The 20,646-nt window shown below is 61.9% G+C and carries 22 protein-coding genes and 1 pseudogene; 19 read left to right on the top strand and 4 right to left on the bottom strand.

Annotation, left to right across the window (positions count from 1 at the left end):
• Positions 1–135 precede the first annotated feature (135 nt).
• The 6 genes from ABIB80_RS22660 to ABIB80_RS22635 all read left to right on the top strand — a co-directional run bounded on the left by ABIB80_RS22660 (position 136) and on the right by ABIB80_RS22635 (position 6,389).
• Complete coding sequence (locus ABIB80_RS22660; protein WP_354128414.1) at positions 136–615, top strand: RidA family protein; 480 nt, start codon at positions 136–138, stop codon at positions 613–615.
• 358 nt (positions 616–973) lie between these two features.
• Complete coding sequence (locus ABIB80_RS22655) at positions 974–2,173, top strand: cytochrome P450 (RefSeq protein WP_354128413.1); 1,200 nt, start codon at positions 974–976, stop codon at positions 2,171–2,173.
• Between the two features lie 3 nt (positions 2,174–2,176).
• A complete protein-coding gene (locus tag ABIB80_RS22650) occupies positions 2,177–2,500 on the top strand; it encodes a 2Fe-2S iron-sulfur cluster-binding protein (RefSeq protein ID WP_354128412.1) in 324 nt (107 codons plus the stop codon).
• Between the two features lie 53 nt (positions 2,501–2,553).
• Positions 2,554–3,762, top strand: coding sequence for an ABC transporter substrate-binding protein (locus ABIB80_RS22645; RefSeq protein ID WP_354128411.1), 1,209 nt, complete (start codon positions 2,554–2,556; stop codon positions 3,760–3,762).
• A 100-nt stretch (positions 3,763–3,862) separates the two neighbouring features.
• On the top strand, positions 3,863–4,795 hold the full coding sequence (locus ABIB80_RS22640) for a LysR substrate-binding domain-containing protein (protein WP_354128410.1): 933 nt from the start codon (positions 3,863–3,865) through the stop codon (positions 4,793–4,795).
• Positions 4,796–5,075: 280 nt separating this feature from the next.
• Entirely contained in the window at positions 5,076–6,389 is a 1,314-nt protein-coding gene (locus ABIB80_RS22635; protein ID WP_354128409.1) for an MFS transporter, read from the top strand.
• A gap of 1,176 nt (positions 6,390–7,565) precedes the next feature.
• Here ABIB80_RS22635 and ABIB80_RS22630 read toward each other — a convergent pair.
• The 3 genes from ABIB80_RS22630 to ABIB80_RS22620 all read right to left on the bottom strand — a co-directional run bounded on the left by ABIB80_RS22630 (position 7,566) and on the right by ABIB80_RS22620 (position 9,476).
• A complete protein-coding gene (locus tag ABIB80_RS22630) occupies positions 7,566–8,645 on the bottom strand; it encodes a YeeE/YedE family protein (RefSeq protein WP_354128408.1) in 1,080 nt (359 codons plus the stop codon).
• A gap of 71 nt (positions 8,646–8,716) precedes the next feature.
• Positions 8,717–9,067, bottom strand: coding sequence for an ArsR/SmtB family transcription factor (locus ABIB80_RS22625; RefSeq protein ID WP_007601673.1), 351 nt, complete (start codon positions 9,065–9,067; stop codon positions 8,717–8,719).
• Positions 9,068–9,104: 37 nt separating this feature from the next.
• Entirely contained in the window at positions 9,105–9,476 is a 372-nt protein-coding gene (locus ABIB80_RS22620) for a thioredoxin (protein WP_354128407.1), read from the bottom strand.
• A 102-nt stretch (positions 9,477–9,578) separates the two neighbouring features.
• Between ABIB80_RS22620 and ABIB80_RS22615 the strand changes: the two genes are divergently transcribed.
• A complete protein-coding gene (locus ABIB80_RS22615; protein WP_354128406.1) occupies positions 9,579–10,310 on the top strand; it encodes a cytochrome c biogenesis CcdA family protein in 732 nt (243 codons plus the stop codon).
• A gap of 124 nt (positions 10,311–10,434) precedes the next feature.
• Here the strand turns inward: ABIB80_RS22615 and ABIB80_RS22610 are convergent, their stop codons facing one another.
• Entirely contained in the window at positions 10,435–11,049 is a 615-nt protein-coding gene (locus ABIB80_RS22610; protein ID WP_354128405.1) for a hypothetical protein, read from the bottom strand.
• A gap of 203 nt (positions 11,050–11,252) precedes the next feature.
• Between ABIB80_RS22610 and ABIB80_RS22605 the strand changes: the two genes are divergently transcribed.
• From ABIB80_RS22605 to ABIB80_RS22550, 12 genes and pseudogenes are all read left to right on the top strand, one after another.
• Positions 11,253–11,819: a SoxW family protein gene (locus ABIB80_RS22605; protein ID WP_354128514.1), complete on the top strand. Its 567-nt coding sequence runs from the start codon at positions 11,253–11,255 to the stop codon at positions 11,817–11,819.
• A 200-nt stretch (positions 11,820–12,019) separates the two neighbouring features.
• Positions 12,020–12,418, top strand: a complete 399-nt coding sequence (soxX, locus tag ABIB80_RS22600; protein ID WP_354128513.1) for a sulfur oxidation c-type cytochrome SoxX — start codon at positions 12,020–12,022, stop codon at positions 12,416–12,418.
• 17 nt (positions 12,419–12,435) lie between these two features.
• Positions 12,436–12,888, top strand: a complete 453-nt coding sequence (gene soxY / locus ABIB80_RS22595; protein ID WP_007601687.1) for a thiosulfate oxidation carrier protein SoxY — start codon at positions 12,436–12,438, stop codon at positions 12,886–12,888.
• 19 nt (positions 12,889–12,907) lie between these two features.
• On the top strand, positions 12,908–13,234 hold the full coding sequence (soxZ, locus tag ABIB80_RS22590) for a thiosulfate oxidation carrier complex protein SoxZ (RefSeq protein ID WP_007601688.1): 327 nt from the start codon (positions 12,908–12,910) through the stop codon (positions 13,232–13,234).
• A gap of 21 nt (positions 13,235–13,255) precedes the next feature.
• Positions 13,256–14,077, top strand: coding sequence for a sulfur oxidation c-type cytochrome SoxA (soxA, locus tag ABIB80_RS22585; RefSeq protein ID WP_007601689.1), 822 nt, complete (start codon positions 13,256–13,258; stop codon positions 14,075–14,077).
• A gap of 27 nt (positions 14,078–14,104) precedes the next feature.
• On the top strand, positions 14,105–15,796 hold the full coding sequence (gene soxB / locus ABIB80_RS22580; protein WP_354128404.1) for a thiosulfohydrolase SoxB: 1,692 nt from the start codon (positions 14,105–14,107) through the stop codon (positions 15,794–15,796).
• A gap of 6 nt (positions 15,797–15,802) precedes the next feature.
• The gene (soxC, locus tag ABIB80_RS22575; RefSeq protein WP_354128403.1) at positions 15,803–17,074 is read left to right on the top strand and encodes a sulfite dehydrogenase; all 1,272 of its coding nucleotides are present in this window, start codon (positions 15,803–15,805) and stop codon (positions 17,072–17,074) included.
• Positions 17,058–17,753 (top strand): c-type cytochrome, encoded by a 696-nt coding sequence (locus tag ABIB80_RS22570; RefSeq protein WP_007601692.1) that lies wholly within the window; start codon positions 17,058–17,060, stop codon positions 17,751–17,753. Before soxC ends, ABIB80_RS22570 begins: the two co-directional genes overlap by 17 nt.
• Positions 17,754–17,806: 53 nt before the next feature.
• Positions 17,807–18,214 carry a DsrE family protein gene (locus tag ABIB80_RS22565; protein ID WP_354128402.1) on the top strand — a complete coding sequence of 136 codons (408 nt, stop codon included), beginning with the start codon at positions 17,807–17,809 and terminating at the stop codon, positions 18,212–18,214.
• Between the two features lie 14 nt (positions 18,215–18,228).
• On the top strand, positions 18,229–19,128 hold the full coding sequence (locus tag ABIB80_RS22560) for an alpha/beta hydrolase (RefSeq protein WP_354128401.1): 900 nt from the start codon (positions 18,229–18,231) through the stop codon (positions 19,126–19,128).
• 10 nt (positions 19,129–19,138) lie between these two features.
• On the top strand, positions 19,139–19,582 hold the full coding sequence (locus ABIB80_RS22555; protein WP_007601182.1) for a DsrE family protein: 444 nt from the start codon (positions 19,139–19,141) through the stop codon (positions 19,580–19,582).
• A 107-nt stretch (positions 19,583–19,689) separates the two neighbouring features.
• Positions 19,690–20,232, top strand: a pseudogene (locus tag ABIB80_RS22550) (YeeE/YedE thiosulfate transporter family protein); the annotation flags it as partial.
• Positions 20,233–20,646: the final 414 nt, after the last annotated feature.

Here is a 20,646-nt window from a genome sequence, read left to right as displayed (position 1 = left end):
TGTCACCGGCGCGGGTAAGTGGTTAGCGATTTTTCACAAATGGCTGTTGTGCAGACCTCACTCCACCTCTCTTATTTCGTCGGCCCCGTTGTCGTAACTCGGGGCCTTTAGGAAGTGTAACGAAAGGAGAAGAGGATGCTCGTCCGTCTCATGGCGTCGCTGATGATGCTCGCCCTGTTAAGTTGCGCGGAGGCTTCCGCTCAGGTCCAAGCGGATTACAAGAAGGAGAGCTTCAACTACAGTGAATGGACCAAGGGGAAGTTCTCGGAGGTCGTGACTGTCACAAACGCGAACAAGTTCATCTTTCTTTCCGGGACGGGGGCAGAGCGCGAAGGAGACGGCGAGATTCTATTTCGCGACGACTTCATGGCGCAATGCACATACGCATACTCGAAGATCAAGAAGGCCCTGCAGGCTCAAGGCGCCACAATGAATGACGTGGTGCGGACCGTTACTTACACCACTGACGTAAGGTTCTTTCGGGATGCGCTAAAATGCAGAGCGGATGCCTTCGGGAGCGCTCCAATTCCCGCCTCGACCTTCTTAGTCGTCAGTCAGCTCGCGTGGCCGTTCATGACCATAGAGATCGACGTAACCGCCGCCCTTGGAAAATAGCGCCTCTTTCGGCGACTTGGTCGTCATCGACAGTCGGATTCGATCATCGTGACGACTGCCCCGCTGCCGTCTCGGTGATAGGTCCATCGACCGACGACGCTTTAGGATATCGCTCGCGGCACTGCGGTGTTCGCTCCTCGTGAACGTCTCCTGAATTGTCGTCTACGCCTCGCGCTGCTGCTATTGCCGACCGGTTCGCGATTTTCCGGAAATGGTCATTGTCAGCTCGCGGACGCGACTTCAGCATCAAGGAGTAAGAACCCAAAGCGAGCGCGGCACCTGGCCTCTCAAGGGATGGTGCGCAACCTGTGAGGGCCACGAGGGGCTATGTTTCGTGGCGAGGAGAAGGGCTGCAGCGATGACGACAACTCGTCGAATTCCAGAACTCGACATCGATCCGTTTTCAATGGAGTTCTTCGACGATCCATATCACACGCACGATCTTCTACGCGAAACCGGACCGGTCGTCCGGCTTTCAAAATGGAACGTCTACGCGGTTGCCCGTCATCGGGAGGTTCGAGCCATTCTACATGACCACGTCAGCTTTTGCTCGAGCCGCGGTGCCGGACTGAGCGATTTTGCAAAGGAAGTGCCGTGGCGGCCGCCTAGCCTTATCCTTGAAGCAGATCCTCCGGAACATACCAGAATCCGCGCCGTCTTCGATCGAATACTGTCGCCGGCTCTCGTGAGAGACCTGCGGGAGCACTTCACAAGTATCGCTGAACTGAAGGCGGAGGAGGTGGTCTCAAAGGGCAATGTCGATGCTGTTTCCGATATTGCCGAGGCGTTCCCACTCTCAGTATTTCCTGATGCGGTTGGGCTGAAAAAAGAGGGGCGGGAGCATCTTCTTCCGTATGCCGGGGTCGTATTCAATGCTTTTGGCCCCCCGAATGAGCTTCGCCATCAGTCGCTGGAGCGGTCAATGCCTCATCAGGCTTATGTTCAAGAGCAGTGTCAACGGAAGAACCTCATGCCGAGAGGCTTGGGCGCGTCCATTTATTCTCGCGTTGAACTTGGCGAGATCAGCGATTTGGAAGCCCCATTGTTGGTGCGGTCACTGTTAAGCGCGGGCCTCGACACAACCGTCAATGCGTTAGGAGCAGCGTTGTATTGCCTGGCGCGCTTTCCGGACCAGTGGAGCCGGTTGAAGGGAGATCCCACACTGGCGCGCAAGGCGTTTCAGGAGGCAATCCGCTTCGAATCGCCAGTGCAAACCTTCTTCCGAACGACCACGCGCAAGGTCGAGATAGACGGCTTCGAAGTTCCAGCGGGCGAAAAGGTGCTGATGTTCCTGGGCGCCGCTAACCGCGATCGACGCAAATGGGACCGTCCGAATGAGTACGACATTTGTCGGCAAACGAGCGGGCACGTCGGCTTCGGTTCGGGAGTACACATGTGCAGCGGCCAATTCCTCGCACAGCTCGAGGGAGAAGTCATGCTGTCGGCTTTGGCGAGAAAAGTGAAATCAATCGAAATCTCGGGAGCGGTTCGGCGCCGCTACAATAACACGCTGCGCGGCCTAGACAGCCTTCCCGTTACCCTCAAAGCAATGGATTGACGCATGCCTTCCATAAAGTTCGTTCAGCCGTCCGGGAGCTCGGAATTTGTCCAGGCACGCGAGGGAGAGAGCGCAATGGAAGCGGCTACCCAGAACGCGATACCGGGCATTCTGGCTGAATGCGGCGGAAACGCCATGTGTGCGACGTGTCACGTTTACGTCGATGGTGAATGGCTCGATCGACTGCCATCAGTCTTAGAGCAAGAGGAAGCGCTGCTCACCGAAGTCGCGGCCGAACGCCGCCAGACGAGCCGGTTGTCGTGCCAGATCCAGATGACGTCAGACCTCGACGGACTACTTCTCCACATTCCGAATAAGCAGATCTAAGTCCGAAGAAAGCCAGTCCCGCTATTGCTGAACCGAAGGGTAACGAGATGAGAATGCGCGTGCTTACTTTGCTCATCATGGCCGCATTCGCCGCGCCGCAGATGGCGAACGCCGAATTGTCGGACAAGGTCGTCCGGATCGGCGTGCTCACCGACATGTCGGGACTTTATCAGGACACAAATGGTTCGGGGTCGGTCGAGGCTGCCAGGATGGCAGCGGAGGACTTCGAGAGTGCTCATAAAGGTATAAAGGTCGAGGTGATCTTTGCAGACCATCAGAATAAAGCCGATGTGGCGTCAGCGATCGTACGAAGATGGCTTGATGTCGACCGGGTCGATGCAGTGGTCGATGTGCCAAATTCGGCGGTCGGACTGGCGGTGAACTCGCTGCTCCGCGGTACAAGGGCGACCTTTCTCGCTGCGTCGACGGCCACATCCGAGCTTACCGGCAAGGAGTGCTCTCCCAACACCATCCAATGGGTCAATGACGTCTGGGCGACCGCGCATGCGACCTCGGCGGCAATGATGGAGCGTGGAGGCAAAGACTGGTATTTCATAACCGTGAACTTCGCGCTCGGCCAAGGCCTCGAGTCAGAAGCGACGAACTATATCGAAAAGCACGGCGGCAAAGTGTATGGCTCCAGCAAGCACCCCATCGGCACGTCGGACTTCGCGTCGTTCCTTTTGCAAGCCCAGAGTTCCAAGGCCAAGGTCATCGGGCTCGCAAATGCCGGCGGCGATACGGTCAACGCGATCAAGCAGGCGTCTGAATTCGGTATTCAGCAGGGCGGCCAGTCTATGGTCGCCTTCCTCCTCTTCATCAACGATGTTCACGGAATGGGTCTTAAGGTCGCGCAAGGTCTGCAATTGATCGAGGCGTTCTACTGGGACGCGGACGATGACACGCGAGCCTTCGCGAAGCGGTTCGCTGCGCGCGCTGGCATGAACGGAAAAATGCCGAGTGGAAACCAAGCTGGCGTCTATTCGTCGACGTTGACGTTTCTCGACGCGGTTGCCGCCACGCAAAGCGACGATTCGAACGCTGTGGTGCCGGAAATGAAGAAAGTGAATGGACGGGATAAGTTGTTCGGCGATATCAGAATTCGCGACGACGGTCGCGTGATACATCCGATGCACTTGTTCGAGGTGAAGCGTCCAGAAGAATCGAGATATCCGTACGACTATTACAAGCATCTCTCGACCATCCCTTCGGAACGGGCATTTCGTCCTTTGGAAGCCGGTGGGTGTCCCTTGGTGAAATGAGCCTTCGCTTCCCCTTGCTCGACAATAGGACTGCTGGCGCCTGCCTTCGGCTGGGAATATGGTCAAGGCCGCCGCCGGCAAGGCACGCTGACCAGACGCCATGGCGGCCGAGGTGATCGAAATGGGGATCGTTGACGACCTTACGCTTTTCGTGGAGACGGTCAGGGCCGGCAGCCTTTCTGCTGCAAGCCGTAAGACCGGCATTCCGAAGTCCAGCCTAAGCCGTCGTATCGGCGATCTCGAGAGCCAGCTTGGCGTGCACCTGCTCTACCGAGGGCCGAGAAATTTCTCCGCAACCGAAGTCGGAATTTCGATCTATGAACGGAGTGAGCGGATCAAGGAGGAGTTAGATGCCATTAAGGCGCTGGCGGAGAGCTTTTCAAATCACCCGTCAGGCAAGCTCCGCATCTCTTGCCCGGCCGTGCTGGCCGAAAGTCTGGTTTCCGAATTCGCGATCGGATTCTCGATCGTGCATACCGACGTTCGCATCACCCTGGATAGCGCGGTCGGTGCTTTCGATACCGCGATCGGCGACTATGACCTGATGATTCACCCGGCGCGCGGGGACACCATGGCCGACTCCGAGCTGGTCCGGCAAAAGCTTGCCGCCGCAAGCTACCGGCTCGTTGCCTCGCCTGGCTTCATGAAGCCACTCGGAATGATCAACGATCCATCGGAGCTTCAGGACCGGAACGGAATTGGCTGGGCGGCAGACGGCCATCTGGCACGCTGGACGCTCGTCAACCGAAACGCAAACACGACCGAATTGAGCGTCAATCTGAAGTTCAGCGCGAACAACCTCAACGTGATCAGGCAGGCGGCGTTGAGCGGCGCCGGCTTGGCACGGTTGCCGCTAACGATGTGCGAAGCCGACCTCGTGGAAGGACGTCTGGTGCTTCCGCTGCCCGATTGGGCGCCGCCTTCTGTTACCGTTTATGCTCTTTACCCTTCGCGGCGGTCATTAACGCTTGCCGGCCGCCTGTTTGTGGCCGGATTGGCTCGTCATTTGCAGGACAGAATGCCGGCAGCCTAACCGAGTCGTGGCGAACAGCCCGCGGCCGACGAGACCTGATCCGCAATCATCCTGGGAACGCGGCTTGCAACGTGTCGCTTATTGCTTCGGCTGGCGATCAACGGACAAGAGGTTGGGAACTCCCGCGGCTATGCGAGCTGCCCGTTGCGTCCTCCATCCCGCTGAGAGCCGCCTGTCCCGGATTCGGAATGCACGGTCCCATTCCTGGGTCTCGACAAGCCCCGAACGAAATCTTTTAACAAACGAATGCGCGAGACAACGTAGTCATCGGGGGATGAGCTTGACGAACAAGATGGATGTGATTGGAAGGGGCGATGCGGCAAGCGTCGCAAGCGCCTCTCCGGCTGTTTCCGAAAGTCTTCAGCCGTCCTTTCTCAAAACCTTGCTGTTGTGTTTCCTAGCGATATTGCTCGACGGCCTTGATACGGGCTCCATCGGAGTCGCCGGTCCGGCAATCGCGGCTCACTTCGGCGTGTCGACAGCGTCCTTGACACTGCCATTTATCATGACAAGCATCGGAGCCGTGTTAGGATATCTGGCTTCCGGCTATCTGGTGGCCCGATGGCGGCCCCGACGTGTGTTGATTTTCAGCGTGATTGGATTCGGGGTGCTCACCTTGGCAACCCCCTTTGCGAGTTCGATTATTGTCCTGTCCATCCTCCGCCTTGTCACGGCCATAGGACTTGGCGCTGCACTTCCCTCGGCCGTGGCGATCGCGGTCTTGCAGGCACCCGTCACGCTGCGAGCTGCCGCCACGATCGTGGTCGGAACGGGACTTGCTGCGGGTGGGGCCCTAGGCGGTGCGCTTGGCGGCCTTCTGACCAGAAAGTATGGCTGGGAGTCACTGTTCTACTTCGGAGGCGCGCTTCCATTGTTGCTGTCACTTGTACTGTTGCGCTGGCTGCCTGCGTCAGATGAAGCCGATGCTGCGGCAACGGCGGCGGGCGACAAGCGTATGGCGGGAAATCTGAAGCTCATCTCAAGCATATTTGCCGGTTCGCTCGGCAGTCGAACCGCAGGTCTCTGGGTCTTTTCATTTCTCATCTTCGCCGACGCCTATGCACTCATCTTCTGGCTGCCCCCGCTGCTGATCGGGTTCGGCTTTCCGGCCGCGGACGGCCAGTTCGCGGTCGGCTTCTTCAGCGCCGGCGGCCTCATCGCCAATTTGATTGTCGTGTCGCTGGTGGGCCGCTTCGCCGTCACCAGCGTGATGAGGATTGCCGCGTCGACGGCTGGGCTATGCGTAACTGGAATCGCGCTTTGGGCGACGACGTCGTGGGTCTGGGCGCTGATTCTAGGTGCCGGCGCCGGGCTTATCGCCTGTTCGGTCGGCCAGTCGGCGCTGGCCGTCTCAATCTATCCCGCGCCATTGCGAACCAACGGCGTCGGCTTCTCTGCGGCAGCGGGGCGGATCGGTTCGATCGTCGGGCCTGCTTTCGTTGGTCTGCTGTTCTCGCTTGGCTGGTCTCCGAAATCCATCGTCTTGGCGGCGGCCGTGCCGATCCTGGCCGCGATTCTCGTGCTGTTGCTCCTCCCGCGATCGGTTCAGGGCAGTGAGCTTTGGGATGTTTCCGCAGGGAAGCGGGGCACCTGATCGCATTTCGCGAGGTGCACCAAAACAGGCATTGGTCATGCAATGTTCAGGCTGCGCCCTTCTTCTACATGCCCTTCGCCTCGCTGCCGATCGACCCTGGACTTGTCGAAGCAATAAGTGAGCGTGGAGCAAACGGAAGGTCTCAATGCGAAACGACGGCTCTGTAGCGCGAAGGTTTGAGCTTGCAGAAGCGGGCAGCATTCGAGACCCGGCCAATGCCCCTCTTATCCAACACCAGGGGTTGGGAGTTAAGCTGCCCCCCGGTAGGAGAACAGCGCCTCCACGGCGGTGGGTTTAGCAATGTGGCGGTCTAGTGACTCGATCCCCGACAGATCACGGCATAGTCTAATGCGCTTACCCTCGCAGGCCTCGGCTGCTCGGCCGCCAGTCCAAGATCCCAATGACGCGCCGAGCGCCGTTCTCCCTGACTGCCGCCGCAACGAAATCGCAACGATTGGACGAAACGAGCGTGAACAAAACGGGACGGAAAGGCCATCCAGATCAAGAAAAATCAACGACTTAGAAGTTGTTCGCTGCGTTCGGGACGCTGGGCTCGCTCAGTCAGATGGTAATCTGAACCGAATGTCGGTATCGGTGGCTGCGCCTCCGAGATCTGAAACCTGCGTGGATCGTGCGATCGCGGGGACTGCAATCGAGCGGACTGCTTCAACGACGAATGTCATTGTTGACAGTGTCCAGTTGGATCACGATTGCCCGAGTTAAATCAAACTTCCCCATCATGGACTGGAGCGAGAGCACGGGTTTTTCAACCGGTTAGATGGCGTCGTGTGCACCGGGAGATCAAGAAAAATCTATCGTCAGCAAGAGTGGGGTATTCACTCTCTGACTCTCTGAAGGGATGCTGGGTCTATAGCTGGGTGCTTGCGTGAAGGCGGCTGATGCCCGTTATCAACGAGAGCTCGGCTTGGCGTGTTGTCGCGACTGTTTTGCGGTGAGGACAATCGTATTGGGGACCAGTCACGCCCTCTACCGTGGGCCACGATTTTGCGCGCCGGACTGCGATTTTATGCGATGTGTACCTTTGACGATCGCGGACGCTTCCAATAGTAGTAATTGCGTCGGCTTGGACCAAGGGTGAAGCCGTCGAGAGCTGACTGCTTCTTGGCGAAGTCGCTTCGAATTCCGGCCACATGTGCAGAAGCGGTGGTTTTCCGACTATGTCGAGACGCCAAACAGCTTGCGCACTGCCGGCAGCCACTCGCCAGTCATCGTGAACTCAAGCCCGAGCCGCGCTCCGACGGCAATCGCCAGCATTGTGATCGGCGCCGAGAGAGCGAGCGTTGAGAATGCGGCCAATCCCTGCCCGATGGTGCAGCCCATCGACATGATGCCGCCAATACCCATCAGAAGCGCGCCGCTCATGTGACGCTTCAATTCACGGGCGTCGTCGCAAGCCTCCCAGCGAAAGCCGCGCCCGAGCATGGCGGCGGCAAACGAGCCGACGACGACGCCGGCGACCGAGCTGATGCCAAAATTCAACCGCGCGCCGGAGAAGGTGGCGATGTAGAGGATGGTGTCGCCAAGCGGGGCAACGAAGGTGAGCGAGGAGACGCGCGCGGGATCGAATTCGTCATCCGCGAGCCACCCCGTCGCGAACCATCCGAACGTAATAGCGGCGCCGACGGCAAGACCGGAGACCAATAGTCGCGGCGACCGGATCAGCCGGCCATCCGCGAGCGCCCAGAAAGTGAGCGCGGCGGCAATCGACACGACGAGGATTGCGCGCATCGTGCTGCCGGCCCCGAGCAGCGAAGTTAGCGTCTGATTGTTGCCTTCGGTGAGGCGCACCGACAATGGCTCGATCAGCTTCACGCGGAGCATGCCGGTGATGCCGCGCATGGTCGCGAGCGCGGACAGGCCGAGCACTAGAAAGACCACGATGGCGCGTAGATCGCCACCGCCGATGCGCACCAGCGTGCCGAAACCGCAGGTCCCGACCAGCGCCATTCCGACGCCGAACATCAGCCCGCCGATGATCGCGCCGCCGAGGCCGATCGATGCTGTGAGATAGATCGACCGCGACAGGTCTACGATGCCGAACTCGGCCAGCGCTTGGGTCATGAGCAGGGCGACCGCCGCTGCCAGTGCAAAGGATTTCAGCCGGCGAAAATCCGATCCGAAGAACGCATCCTCGAACATCGCCAGCGTGCAAAAACGGCCGGCGCGGCCGGCAACGCCGAGCACGGCGCCGGCGGCAAGCCCACATGCAAACGCTATGGTCGATGTGCTCAGCATTCCCCGGCATCTGTTGGTTCTGCCTCGCGGGTAGTCTGCGCCGGTGGGTCGCGAAAAGCCAGCGCGGAAAATTACCGGCGGCGCCGGCGCACCGGCTCGCAGAACACGTCGTAAACGGCAGTGAGAATCTTGCGGACGTCCTCGCTCGCGAGACTGTAGTAGATCGTCTTGCCGTCGCGGCGAGTCGTTACCAGCCGATCGAGCCTCAACCGCGCCAGCTGCTGCGAGACGGTCGATTGTCGCTCGCCCAGGAACTGCTCGAGCTCGGTCACGGATTTCTCGCCCTCGGCGAGGATGCAGAGCAGCAGCAATCGGGACTCGTGCGACAGCGCCTTGAGCATGTCGCTCGCCTCGCGCGCCTTCTCGATCATCTGCTCGAGTTCGACGGAGCCCTCGATCTCCTTCAGCTTTGGCAACGGCATCGCGTCAAATTCTCCTGAGCAAAACCCGCAAGAACGGTCACGACCCCTTAAGCTCCGATCCCGTGCTTGACAGGATTCGGTCCAGGAGGCCGAAGAAAAAGGCATCCCCAGGATAGCCGCGAATGCGCCCGATCTCTCGGCCTTCTTGTACCACGACGAAGGTCGGCGTGAAGGCACCCGGATCGATTCCAGTGAGATCGGCGGGAAGGGGACCGTTGAGGTCGACCCGGCGCAGGGGTGCGGCCCGGCTTTCCCCGGTCTTGGCGTAGATCGGCGCGATCTCGGCGTTGAAGCGCGCGCACCAGGCGCAGCCGGCCCGCTCGAACATGACGAGCTCGGCGGCGCGCGACGCCGTCACGGGCAGCGCGAGCCCGACCGCGATTGCGAGCAAAATGATGATTCTGGTCATGCTGCGTCACCGGCCTCGTGGACTTGCTTGTAAACGGCTTGCTTGTAACGTCCTCGGCGCTTTATATCATTAAATTCGTATATGTGCTAGGGATGAGGCGCAATGACCTTGGACGTCACGCTTGGCGCGGCCTTTGTCGCCGGCCTGTTGTCGTTTCTGTCGCCGTGCATTCTGCCCCTGGTACCGCCCTTCCTGTGCTACATGGCCGGCGTATCGGTCACCGATCTGTCCGGCGGCAGGCCGGATCTGCGGCCGCGCATCCTGATCTCCGCGCTGGCTTTCGTGGCGGGCTTCTCGCTGGTCTTCGTCGTGCTCGGCTCGACCGCGTCGATCGCGGGACGCTTCATCTCGGCGCATCTGTCGACGCTCGGCATCGTCGCCGGCGCCCTGATTATCGTCATGGGCCTGCATTTTGTGGGGCTATTCAGGATTCCGCTGCTCTATCGCAGTGCGACCGTGCAGGTCGACAACCGTCCGGCCGGCGTGGCGGGAGCCTTCGTCATGGGCCTGGCATTTGCGTTTGGCTGGACGCCCTGCGCGGGACCGATTCTCGCCGCCGTGCTGCTGATGGCCGGCTCCGAGGATACGACCGGACGGGGCGCGCTACTGCTCTTCGCCTATTCGATCGGGACCGGCATTCCCTTCCTGGTCGCGGCTGCCTTCACCGGTCGCTTCATGGCCGCGCTCGGCCGTGTGCGCCGGCATCTCGGCCTGATCGAGAAGACGATGGGCGTCTTCCTGGTCGCGACCGGCCTGATGTTCCTGACCGGATTGATGCCCACCGTCTCGGAATGGCTGCTGAAGCATTTTCCTGGATTGACCCGCATCGGCTAAAGCATGATCCGGAAAAGTGCGCAGCAGTTTTCCCTCGCGACAAACGCGGAACGCGTTTGCGCGCAGATTATGCTTAAACAACAACCTAAAGCGCAATGACGATTCATCCTCATCGCATCGCGCTCTAGCCGTAACGAAAGTCGAGCAACTGGGCAAAGGACTGCAGCTCGATGAGGTAGCGATGCACGAGGGACCCGTCGCCCGCCATCGCGGCATGAGCGATCTCTTGGCTGCTGGCGATTGCGCCATCGATCAGGCGACGGAATTCACCTTGGGCAGCGATCTCGCCATTTACCCATTCGTTGCAGCGTATGAGCCGATCGCGGAATGCGCTCGCGGCGGCAACGGTCTCCTCGGCGTTCACCGGCGCCGGCCGTTCGCCGTGCCTGACAGCCGCGACACGCAACGCCTCCATGGCGGGCGCGATCTCGAAGATGCAATCGCCGAGATCGTACAGGCCTGCGTGACGCCTGAGCTCGTGAAAAGCCTGCCGAAGCGCAAGTAATTCGCGGCCGGCGGCGACGTCGTCCCCGCGGTCGAGGGCGCCCGTTGCCGTCACGAGCCGTTCGCGCCCCCGGTCGAGAAATCCTGACAGTTCGGCCGGCGCGTAAGCGGGCAGGGGATTGGAGCTGTCCGGCCCGAGCCGTTTCCACCTGGCGACCGCCTCATCGGTCTCGATCTGCGCCAGCGCGACGTTTCCGGTGCGCGCATAGCTCGCGGCGGTGCGCAGATTGGCCATGATCGGCGTCATCGCCGTCGCGAAATCCGCAGGTCTGTCGGCTCCTGCGCCGAGCGCGATTGCGTTCGACGCCAGCCATGCCAGCAGCACTATGGTGCAGCGCAAGATCGGAACTCCTTGTCACATTCGTGTATTCGAATATCATGATGAAAATGAGCAGCGCGCAAGATCTTCCAACGCAGAAAACCCCGACGTCGCTTCGCATGCCGACGCGGCGCGGCCTTCTCGCATTCGCATTTGGCGCGGCCTGGGCCGGCCGCGGCGTGGCGGCGGCCGAGCCCACGCCTGGAGAAGACGGGCTCTATCATGAGCCCTGGTTTCTGCAGAGCTTCCTCGATCTGCGCGAGGACCTGGAGAGTGCGGCCGCTGGCGGCAAGCGCCTCGCCATCATGTGGGAGCTGCGCGGCTGTCCCTATTGCCGCGAGACGCATCTGGTGAACTTCGCCGATGCCGGCATCGCGAGCTACATCCGCGACAATTTCGAGGTGTTGCAGCTCAATCTGATCGGCTCGCGCAAGGTGACCGACTTCGACCGCCAGGAATTATCCGAGAAAGAGCTCGCCCAGAAATACGGGATCCGGTTCACGCCGACCTTTCAATTCTTTCCGCCATCCCCCGACGGTCTCGAAGCCAAGGACGCGATCGCGCGCGAAGTGGCGCGGGCGCCCGGCTATCTCAAGCCGCAGCACTTCCTTTCGATGTTTCGCTTCGTGCGGGAGCGTGCCTATGAGCGCGGCTCGTTCCGGGATTTCCTGGCCGGGAATGGCTGACCGGACGCGTCGTTCGGATTTCGCTTGACGCCGCCTTTCATATGATCATATCATAATACTTGAATTTGATGGTCCGTCAGTCCATCGCCATCAAGAGCGGGCGTCACCCCGCGATCCCAAGGGTAGGAAACATGCGGCGCTCGCTTGCGGCTGCGTTTGCACTTTGCCTGTCGGCTGGCGGCGGTCTCGCCCAGCAGCCGATGCGAGAGCCAATCAAGGAGCCCATCAGGCTCGAAATCGTCGACGATTCCTTGCCGAAATCCCTGACCGGCGCGCCCGGCAATGCCGCCGCCGGCAGGAAGGTGTTTCTGACACGCACGCTCGGCAACTGCCTGGCCTGCCATCAGGTCACCAGCCTGAAGTCCGAGGAATTCCACGGCGAGTTCGGTCCGTCCCTGGACGGTGTCGCCGGCCGCTACACCGAGGCGCAATTGCGCCTCATCGTCGCCGACCCCAAGCGCATCTTCACCAACACGGTCATGCCGGCGTTCTTCAGGAACGAGGGCCTCAGCCGGGTGCGACCGGAATTCGCCGGCAAGTCCATTCTGACGGCCGCGCAGGTCGAGGACGTTATCGCTTATCTCAAGACGCTGAACTGACGGCGAGGAGGATCGGAATGAAAGCCATCAATCGACGGCAGGCATTTGCACTCGGGGGCGGCTTCATCATGCTGACGCTGATGCCGATGGCGGCCGATGCCGAAGTGACGAATGACGCGGCGAAGTGGATCGAGAAGTTCACCGGCGGCAAGCAGCCGGTCAAGGGCAAGATCGCGCTCGACCTGCCGGAGATCGCGGAGAACGGCAACACCGTGCCGCTGTCGATCAATATCGATAGCCCGATGACCGCGGAGTCCCACGTCACGGACGTTCTGATCATCGCGGACGGCAATCCGAATGCGGGCGTCGCGACGCTGTCGTTCACGCCGCTGTCCGGCAAGGCGGAAGCCTCGATCCGGATCCGGCTCGCGACCACGCAGAACGTGGTTGCGGTCGCGAAGATGAGCGACGGGTCGCTGTTCACGGAGCAGAAGACCGTCAAGGTCACCATCGGCGGCTGCGGCGGCTAAGAGCTTCAGGAGAGAAACAATGGCAGACAAACCGCGCATCAAGCTTCCGAAGGAAGCGGCCAAGGGCGAGGTCATCCAGATCAAGACCCTGGTCTCGCATCTGATGGAATCGGGCCAGCGCAAGGACGCGCAGGGCAAGACCATTCCGCGCAAGATCATCAACAAGTTCGCCTGCGAGTTCAACGGCAAGCCGGTGTTCTCCTGCGCACTCGAGCCGGCGATCTCGGCCAATCCCTACGTCCAGTTCGATGCCAGGATCGACGAATCCGGAACGTTCAAGTTCGCCTGGACCGACGACGACGGCTCGGTGATCACGGCCGAAGAGAAGATCGCGCTCAAGGCGTAACGCCGGAGAGGGAGAGGGCGGATGCTGTCGCGATATATTGGATTCGCCGTCGCGGTCGCCGCGGCTACATCGGTAGCGACATGTGCCTCCGCGCAGGAGGTCGAACGCAAGGGCATCCCGGCGCCCCCCGGACACGTCTTCAAGACCATCATCTCCGGCTACCAGTTCCGCAGCAAGGAAACGCGGGCGCTGCAGGACGACGATTTGGAGAACCCCGGCTTCCTCGCCGTCGAACGCGCGGCGGATGTCTGGAAGAAGGTCGAGGGCGGCGAGGGCAAGTCTTGCATGAGCTGCCACGGCGAGGCCGAGACCAGCATGAAGGGTGTCGGCGCGGCGATGCCGAAATGGGACGACAAGCTGAAGAAGCCGGTCAATCTCGAGCAGCGCATCAACATCTGCCGCAGCGAGCACATGAAGGCGGAGCCCTGGAAATTCAAATCCCAGGAGCTGACCGACATGACGACTTTCGTGCGCTATCAGTCGCACGGCATGAAAGTCTCGGTGAAGACCGACGGGCCGATGTCGCCCTGGTTCGAGCGCGGCAAGCAGATCTATTACACGCGCTATGGTCAGCTCGATCTCGCCTGCGAATCCTGCCACGAGCGCAACAACGGCAAGTTCATGCGCGCCGATTTCCTGAGCCAGGGCCAGACCAACGGCTTTCCGACCTATCGGCTGCGCGACCAGCGTGTGGTGCCGCTGCATGAGCGGTTCGAGGGCTGCATGTTCGACGTGCGGGCCGAGCCGTTTAAGCCGCTCTCGGACGAGTTCCTCGCGCTCGAGCTCTATGTGGCCTGGCGCGGCATCGGCTTGCCGGTCGAGACGCCGTCCGTCCGCAACTGAAACGATGAACCTGCAGGAGTATTGCGCATGATCTCTCGCCGCGAGTTCATTCAGGTTGCCGCTGCAACGGCGGCACTCTCGGCCGGCGCAGGTTCCGGCCTCAGTCGGGCGGTTGCCCAGCAGCGCCTGACCGAAAAGGACCTGCTGGTCTTCGAGCCGCTCGGCAACGTCACGCTGGTGCACGTGACCGATATCCACGGCCAGCTGATGCCGCTCTATTTCCGCGAGCCCTCGACCAATCTCGGGGTGGGCGAGGCCAAGGGCGTTCCGCCGCACGTCAGCGGCAAGGAGTTTCTCTCCCGTTTCGGCATCGCGCCCGGCTCGTCGGCGGCATATGCCCTGACCTCGGAGGATTTCGAGGCACTCGCCAGGAGCTATGGTCGGATCGGCGGCCTCGATCGCGCCGCGACCGTGATCAAGGCGATCCGCGCCGAGCGCGGCGACAAGGTCGCGCTGCTCGACGGCGGCGACACCTGGCAGGGCTCGTGGTCGTCGCTGAAGACGCGCGGCCAGGACATGATCGACTGCATGGCGCTGCTCAAGCCTGACGCCATGACCGGGCATTGGGAGTTCACCTACGGCACCGAGCGAGTCAGGCAGGCCATCGAAGGCCTCGGCTTTCCGTTCCTCGGCCTCAATATCCGCGACACCGAATGGAACGAGGCGGCTTTCGACGCCTCGACCACGATCGAGCGTGGCGGCGTCAAGATCGCGGTGCTCGGCCAGGCGTTCCCCTATACGCCGGTCGCCAATCCGCGCTGGATGATTCCGAACTGGTCGTTCGGCGTGCGCGAGGAGGACGTTCAGGCGCAGGTCGACAAGGCGCGCAGGGGCGGCGCGCAACTCGTCGTGCTGCTCTCCCACAATGGCTTTGACGTCGATCGTAAGCTTGCGAGCCGCGTCAAGGGCATCGACGTTATCCTGACCGGGCATACCCATGACGCGCTGCCCGAAGCTGTCAAGGTCGGCAAGACCCTGCTGATCGCGTCAGGCTCGTCCGGCAAGTTCGTATCGCGACTCGATCTCGACGTTCGCGACGGCGAAGTCAAGGCTTACAGCTACAAGCTCATTCCGCTGTTCTCCGATGTGATCGCGGCGGACGCCGAGATGGCCGCGAAGATCGCCGAGGTTCGCAAGCCCTTCGCGGCGGATCTGGCCAAAGTGCTCGGCAGGACCGACTCGCTGCTCTACCGGCGCGGCAATTTCAATGGCACCTTCGACGATCTGATCTGCCAGGCGCTGATGCAGGAGCGCGACGCCGAGATCGCGCTGTCGCCCGGCTTCCGTTGGGGCACCAGCGTGCTGCCGGGGCAGGACATCACCTTCGAGGACGTCACCAACGCAACCGCGATCACCTATCCCGCGGTCTATCGCATGGGCATGACGGGCGCACGGTTGAAGGAGATCATCGAGGACGTCGCCGACAATCTCTTCAATGTCGATCCCTATTATCAGCAAGGCGGCGACATGGTGCGGATCGGCGGACTGTCTTACGCGATCGACGTCACCAAGCCGCAAGGCGGCCGCATCTCGGACATGCAGGTTCTCAAGACCGGCGCGCCGATCGATCCCGCCAGGGAATACCAGGTTGCCGGCTGGGCCAGCGTCAACGAAGGAACTGAAGGGCCGCCGATCTGGGACGTCGTCGCGAACTATTTGACGCGACAGAAAACCGTTCGGCTCGAGCCCAACAGGGCCGTCAAAGTTACCGGAGCGTAAGAAGCGATGTCGAAGTTGGACAATCCCCGGCAATCCCGACGCAGTTTCCTGGCCGCTGGCGCCGGTGTTGCAGCGTCTGTGCTCGCCAAGCCTGCCGCGGCCGGCGCCGGCAATCCTGCCAACCAGCCGCCCAACGTCCCTGAATGGACCAAGTCGCTCGGCGAGGGCGTCGCCGTCCGCCCGTACGGCAAGCCGTCGAAATTCGAGAAGGACGTCGTGCGGCGCGATGTCGAATGGCTGACCGCCTCGCGCGAGTCCTCGGTGAGCTTCACGCCGCTGCACGAGCTCGAAGGCATCATAACCCCGAGCGGACTCTGCTTCGAGCGGCATCACGGCGGCATCGCCGAGGTCGATCCGGCCGATCATCGCCTGATGATCCACGGGCTGGTCGAGCGTCCGCTCATTCTCACGCTGGACGAGCTGAAGCGCTATCCGCGCGTCAACCGCATCCACTTCATGGAATGCGCGGCGAATTCGGGCATGGAATGGCGCGGCGCCCAGCTCAATGGCTGCCAGTTCACCCACGGCATGATCCACTGCGTGCAGTACACCGGCGTCTCGCTGCGCACCTTGCTGGAAGAAGCCGGCGTCAAGACGAGCGGCAAGTGGCTGCTGGTCGAGGGTGCCGATGCGGCCGCGATGGATCGCAGCCTGCCGATCGAGAAGGCACTCGACGACTGCATCATCGCCTACAAGATGAACGGCGAGGCGCTGTATCCCGAGCAGGGCTATCCGATGCGGCTCGTGGTGCCGGGCTGGCAGGGTAATCTCTGGGTCAAGTGGCTGCGCCGCATCAAGGTCGGTGACCAGCCCTGGCACACCCGCGAGGAGACGTCGAAATACACGGACCTGATGCCGAACGGCAAGGCGCGCCGCTTCACCTGGTCGATGGACGCCAAGTCGGTGATCACGTCTCCGAGCCCGCAGGCGCCGATCAGGCACGGCAAGGGCTTTACCATCGTCTCGGGTCTGGCCTGGAGCGGCAACGGCAAGGTCAAGCGCGTGGACGTCTCGCTCGACGGCGGCCGCAACTGGTGGCCGGCGCGGCTCGACGGGCCCGTTCTCGACAAGGCGCTGACCCGCTTCTACTACGAGTTCGACTGGAACGGCGAGCCGCTGCTGCTGCAATCGCGGGTGCAGGACGAAACCGGATACGTGCAACCGAGCAAGGCCGAACTGCGCAAGATTCGCGGCGTCAACTCCATCTATCACAACAATGGCATCCAGACCTGGCATGTGCAGGCCAATGGTGAGGTCGAGAATGTCGAAGTCGCTTAAGCTCATTGCAGCCGCGCTGACGACGGCCTGCGCGCTGAACGCGCCGGCGCTCGCGCAGCAGAAGGCGGACGCCAAGAGCGGTTCGCGCTATCACATCGGCCGCGCGCCAACGGCGGACGAGATCCGCGGCTGGGACATCGACGTTCGCCCCGACGGCCAGGGCCTGCCGGAAGGCAAGGGCACGGTCGCGCAGGGCGAGAAACTGTTCATGGACAATTGCGCGACCTGTCACGGCGAGTTCGGCGAGGGCAACGGCCGCTGGCCGGTTCTGGCCGGCGGCAAGGGTTCGCTGACCTCAGACAATCCGGTCAAGACCGTGGGCTCGTACTGGCCCTACGCGTCAACCGTGTTCGACTACATCAGGCACGCCATGCCTTATGGCAACACGGGGTCCTTGTCCGTCGATGAATATTATGCGCTGGTCGCCTACGTCCTCTATCTCAATGACGTCGTTACCGATCAGAACTTCGAGCTGAACAAAAAGAACCTTGCCGCGATCAAGATGCCGAACGAGCAGGGCTTCGTGATGGACGACCGCGCCACCAGTGAGAAGTCGTTCTGGCAGAAGGACCCCTGCATGAAGGATTGCATCGCGCCGGTGAAGATCACCGGGCGAGCTGCCGCCATCGACGTGACGCCCGAGGACGGCAAGGAGAAGAAGTCGCGGGGCGTGGAGTGAGAACCGGCCGGGCGAGCCGTCGCACGCTTCTGCATGCCGGTCTAGCTGTTGGCTTGCTCATCGCGATCCGTCCGGCCGCGGCCCATGCGGCTGAACCTCATGGGCTCGCGCTGCAGATCAGTGACGACGACCCGCTCAAGATGCGCGCCGTCCTCGATGTTGCGGCCAACGTCTCGCGGCATTATTCCGGGCAGGGCGAGGACGTCGAAATCGCAGTGGTCGCCTTCAACGGCGGTCTCGACATGCTGCTCGAGGACCGCTCGCCGGTAAAGGAGCGCCTGGTGAACTTCCTGAAATCGATACCCAATGTGAGCTTCATCGCCTGCGGCAACACCCTGGAGACGCTGGCGGCGAAGGAGGACAAGCGACCGCCGCTGATCGAGGGCGTCAGCGTCACACAGGTCGGGGTTGCCGCGCTGATCGAACTTGCGGAGAAGAACTGGACGATTGTCCGGCCCTGAGGAGAAAGCCGCCGATGCGATGGTTGATGGAACTGACGGTCTTGCTCGCGCTCGCGGCGCCTGCGAACGCTGTCGAGCAGGAGCTCGAACAGTCGGTCGCCGGCCGTACGACGTTCGCGACCTTGCGCACACCCGCTGCGATGACACCGGACACGCCGCTCGTCGTGATGACCCACGGCACGCTCGCACACAAGGACATGGAGGTCATTCAGGGCGTTGCCAAGGCACTGGAGCAGCGCGGCATCGCTTCGCTCGCCCATACGCTGTCGCTGGGGCTCGACCGCCGCAAGGGCATGTATGACTGCGCCGTGCGGCATGACTACGTCGTTGCGGATGCAGTTGCGGAGATCGGCGCCTGGGTCGCGCGGGCGGGGGGTATGTCCCGGCTCGTCTTCGCGTTCGGCCATTCGCGCGGCGGCAACCAGGTCGCGCGGTATCTCGCAAGTGAAACCCCGCTGGCGGGTGCGGTGCTGCTGGCGCCGGTGACCGCAAAAGCCGAGGCCGACTTGCGCGCGTCCTACGTGAAGACATATGGCAAGCCGCTCGAGCCGTTTCTGGAGCTTGCGACCAAGGCGGTCGCGGCGGGCCGCGGCGGGGAGTGGATGGACGTGCCCGGCTTCATCTATTGTCGCAATGCCGTGGTCACCGCGCGGGCCCTTGCGTCATTCTACGGACCCGATGCCGGCCAGGACACGGCCGCGTTGGTGGCGCGCATCAAGCTTCCGGTGCTGGTGCTCGCCGCGACCAAGGATAATGTCGTGCCCGACGTGGCAGACGCATTCGCTCCGCTTGCGGGTTCGAGCGGGGGCAGGGTCCAGCTCGACAAGATCGAGGATGCCGATCATTTCTTCCGCGACCTGTTCGCGGAAGACGTCGCCGACCGCATCGCCGAATTCATCAAGCAGACACGATAGGAGGGGGATCATGCAGCGTCGATCCATGCTTCGCGCGAGCCTTGCCGGACTATTTGGTGCCTTCGCGGTGCACCAGGCGTCCGCGGCGACGGAAGCGTCCGCGCGACAGCGCGTCGTCTATCATCTCGCCGATGCCGATCGTGTCGTCTTCGTTCTCGGCAATCTGCAGAACCATGTCGACGGCGTCGGCGGATCCGGGAAGGCCGACATCAGGCTGGTGGTGCACGGGCCGGCGCTGCGAGCCTTCCACGCGCTCGCGGCTCAGGACCACACGATTGCGATGATGACAAAGCTCGTCGACGCCGGCGTCGGTTTCGACGCTTGTGCCAACACGATGAAGGCGCAGGGCGTCGAGCTGGACGACCTCACGCCCGGCTTCGTGGTGGCCGAGAGGGGCGGCGTGGTGCGGCTCGCTGAGTTGCAGCAGCAGGGATATGCCTATCTACGGCCATGAGGCCGCTTCGCTCGGGCATCCTGAGGCATTGGCGCTTTGATCTGGCTCATGGGACGCGACGCCGAGATCGCTAGAATCGCATGCTCGCAGGAATAGCTGAGGCGGACGTGCTGACGCCGATCATCGATCTCTTGGGTGAAGACCGGCTGTCATGGCTCGGCGGGCTCCTGGTCGGAGGTCTGTTCGGGTTCTTCGCCCAGCGCAGCCGCTTCTGCCTGCGTGCCGCGGCGGTCGAATTCTCCCGTGGCGAGGGTGGACCGCGCCTTGCGGTCTGGCTCCTGACCTTTGCCGCGGCGCTGGTGGGCACGCAAGGCCTGGTCGCGCTCGGCTGGCTCGATGTATCCGAGGCGCGCCAGCTCGCTCAACAGGGCAGCATCTCTGGCGCTCTCGTGGGCGGCCTGATGTTCGGTTGCGGGATGATTTTGGCGCGGGGCTGTGCCAGCCGGCTCTTGGTGCTTTCGGCCAACGGCAATCTCCGCGCATTATTGTCAGGGCTGGTGTTTGCGGTGACCGCGCAGGCCTCCTATCGCGGCCTGGTATCGCCTGCTCGCGAACGCAATCTGTGGCTGGTCGATGGCGGCCCGTCGCGCGACATCATGGCCATGTTCGGTGCTGGCACGCCGAGAAACTTGCCTTCTGCACCCCTATGGGACTTACCAGAAGGACGCGGTGCCCTGCTGAGACATCTGCGGCATCTCAGCGGTGAGCTGTCAGAACGTCTCGGTAATCTTGCTCAAGCGAGGTGGACGATCCGGGTCAAATCCGCAGGCCCGCGCAGTCTGCTCGATCATCCGATAAGCCGGAATCAGCATGGTGATCGGGTCGGTGGCGGGATCATCCGCGGCCAACCAGGGCAGCGAGCCACGTGGTCCGCCGCATAAATGAAGCGCGATGTTTTGCCCGCGCAATTCTTCTGCCAGCGCGTCCACCATGGCCGCCGTTTCATCCATGAGGCGCATCATGATAACTGGCGTGCGCGACGATAACGCAGCGCGCGGCCCATGCTGCAGCTCGGCGGCGCTCAGACCAATGGAAGGCAGGCGCAGGATTTCCGACAATTTGAG

It is taken from the genome of Bradyrhizobium sp. i1.15.2 (assembly GCF_040548425.1).
GTDB classification, from domain to species: Bacteria; Pseudomonadota; Alphaproteobacteria; order Rhizobiales; family Xanthobacteraceae; genus Bradyrhizobium; species Bradyrhizobium canariense.
This window is presented reverse-complemented; position numbering and strand designations above follow the sequence as displayed.

Excerpts from the sequence above, each read along its gene's own strand:
- ABIB80_RS22620 (WP_354128407.1), bottom strand. The coding sequence starts at position 9,476 with ATGACCAGAATCATCATTTTGCTCGCAATCGCGGTCGGGCTCGCGCTG.
- ABIB80_RS22570 (WP_007601692.1), top strand. The coding sequence starts at position 17,058 with ATGTCGAAGTCGCTTAAGCTCATTGCAGCCGCGCTGACGACGGCCTGC.
- ABIB80_RS22660 (WP_354128414.1), top strand. The coding sequence starts at position 136 with ATGCTCGTCCGTCTCATGGCGTCGCTGATGATGCTCGCCCTGTTAAGT.
- ABIB80_RS22610 (WP_354128405.1), bottom strand. The coding sequence starts at position 11,049 with ATGGCCAATCTGCGCACCGCCGCGAGCTATGCGCGCACCGGAAACGTC.
- soxA (WP_007601689.1), top strand. The coding sequence starts at position 13,256 with ATGCTGTCGCGATATATTGGATTCGCCGTCGCGGTCGCCGCGGCTACA.
- soxX (WP_354128513.1), top strand. The coding sequence starts at position 12,020 with ATGCGAGAGCCAATCAAGGAGCCCATCAGGCTCGAAATCGTCGACGAT.
- ABIB80_RS22650 (WP_354128412.1), top strand. The coding sequence starts at position 2,177 with ATGCCTTCCATAAAGTTCGTTCAGCCGTCCGGGAGCTCGGAATTTGTC.
- ABIB80_RS22560 (WP_354128401.1), top strand. The coding sequence starts at position 18,229 with ATGCGATGGTTGATGGAACTGACGGTCTTGCTCGCGCTCGCGGCGCCT.
- ABIB80_RS22640 (WP_354128410.1), top strand. The coding sequence starts at position 3,863 with ATGGCGGCCGAGGTGATCGAAATGGGGATCGTTGACGACCTTACGCTT.
- soxY (WP_007601687.1), top strand. The coding sequence starts at position 12,436 with ATGAAAGCCATCAATCGACGGCAGGCATTTGCACTCGGGGGCGGCTTC.
- ABIB80_RS22625 (WP_007601673.1), bottom strand. The coding sequence starts at position 9,067 with ATGCCGTTGCCAAAGCTGAAGGAGATCGAGGGCTCCGTCGAACTCGAG.
- ABIB80_RS22645 (WP_354128411.1), top strand. The coding sequence starts at position 2,554 with ATGCGCGTGCTTACTTTGCTCATCATGGCCGCATTCGCCGCGCCGCAG.
- ABIB80_RS22655 (WP_354128413.1), top strand. The coding sequence starts at position 974 with ATGACGACAACTCGTCGAATTCCAGAACTCGACATCGATCCGTTTTCA.
- ABIB80_RS22605 (WP_354128514.1), top strand. The coding sequence starts at position 11,253 with ATGCCGACGCGGCGCGGCCTTCTCGCATTCGCATTTGGCGCGGCCTGG.
- soxZ (WP_007601688.1), top strand. The coding sequence starts at position 12,908 with ATGGCAGACAAACCGCGCATCAAGCTTCCGAAGGAAGCGGCCAAGGGC.
- ABIB80_RS22615 (WP_354128406.1), top strand. The coding sequence starts at position 9,579 with ATGACCTTGGACGTCACGCTTGGCGCGGCCTTTGTCGCCGGCCTGTTG.
- soxB (WP_354128404.1), top strand. The coding sequence starts at position 14,105 with ATGATCTCTCGCCGCGAGTTCATTCAGGTTGCCGCTGCAACGGCGGCA.
- ABIB80_RS22555 (WP_007601182.1), top strand. The coding sequence starts at position 19,139 with ATGCAGCGTCGATCCATGCTTCGCGCGAGCCTTGCCGGACTATTTGGT.
- soxC (WP_354128403.1), top strand. The coding sequence starts at position 15,803 with ATGTCGAAGTTGGACAATCCCCGGCAATCCCGACGCAGTTTCCTGGCC.
- ABIB80_RS22630 (WP_354128408.1), bottom strand. The coding sequence starts at position 8,645 with ATGCTGAGCACATCGACCATAGCGTTTGCATGTGGGCTTGCCGCCGGC.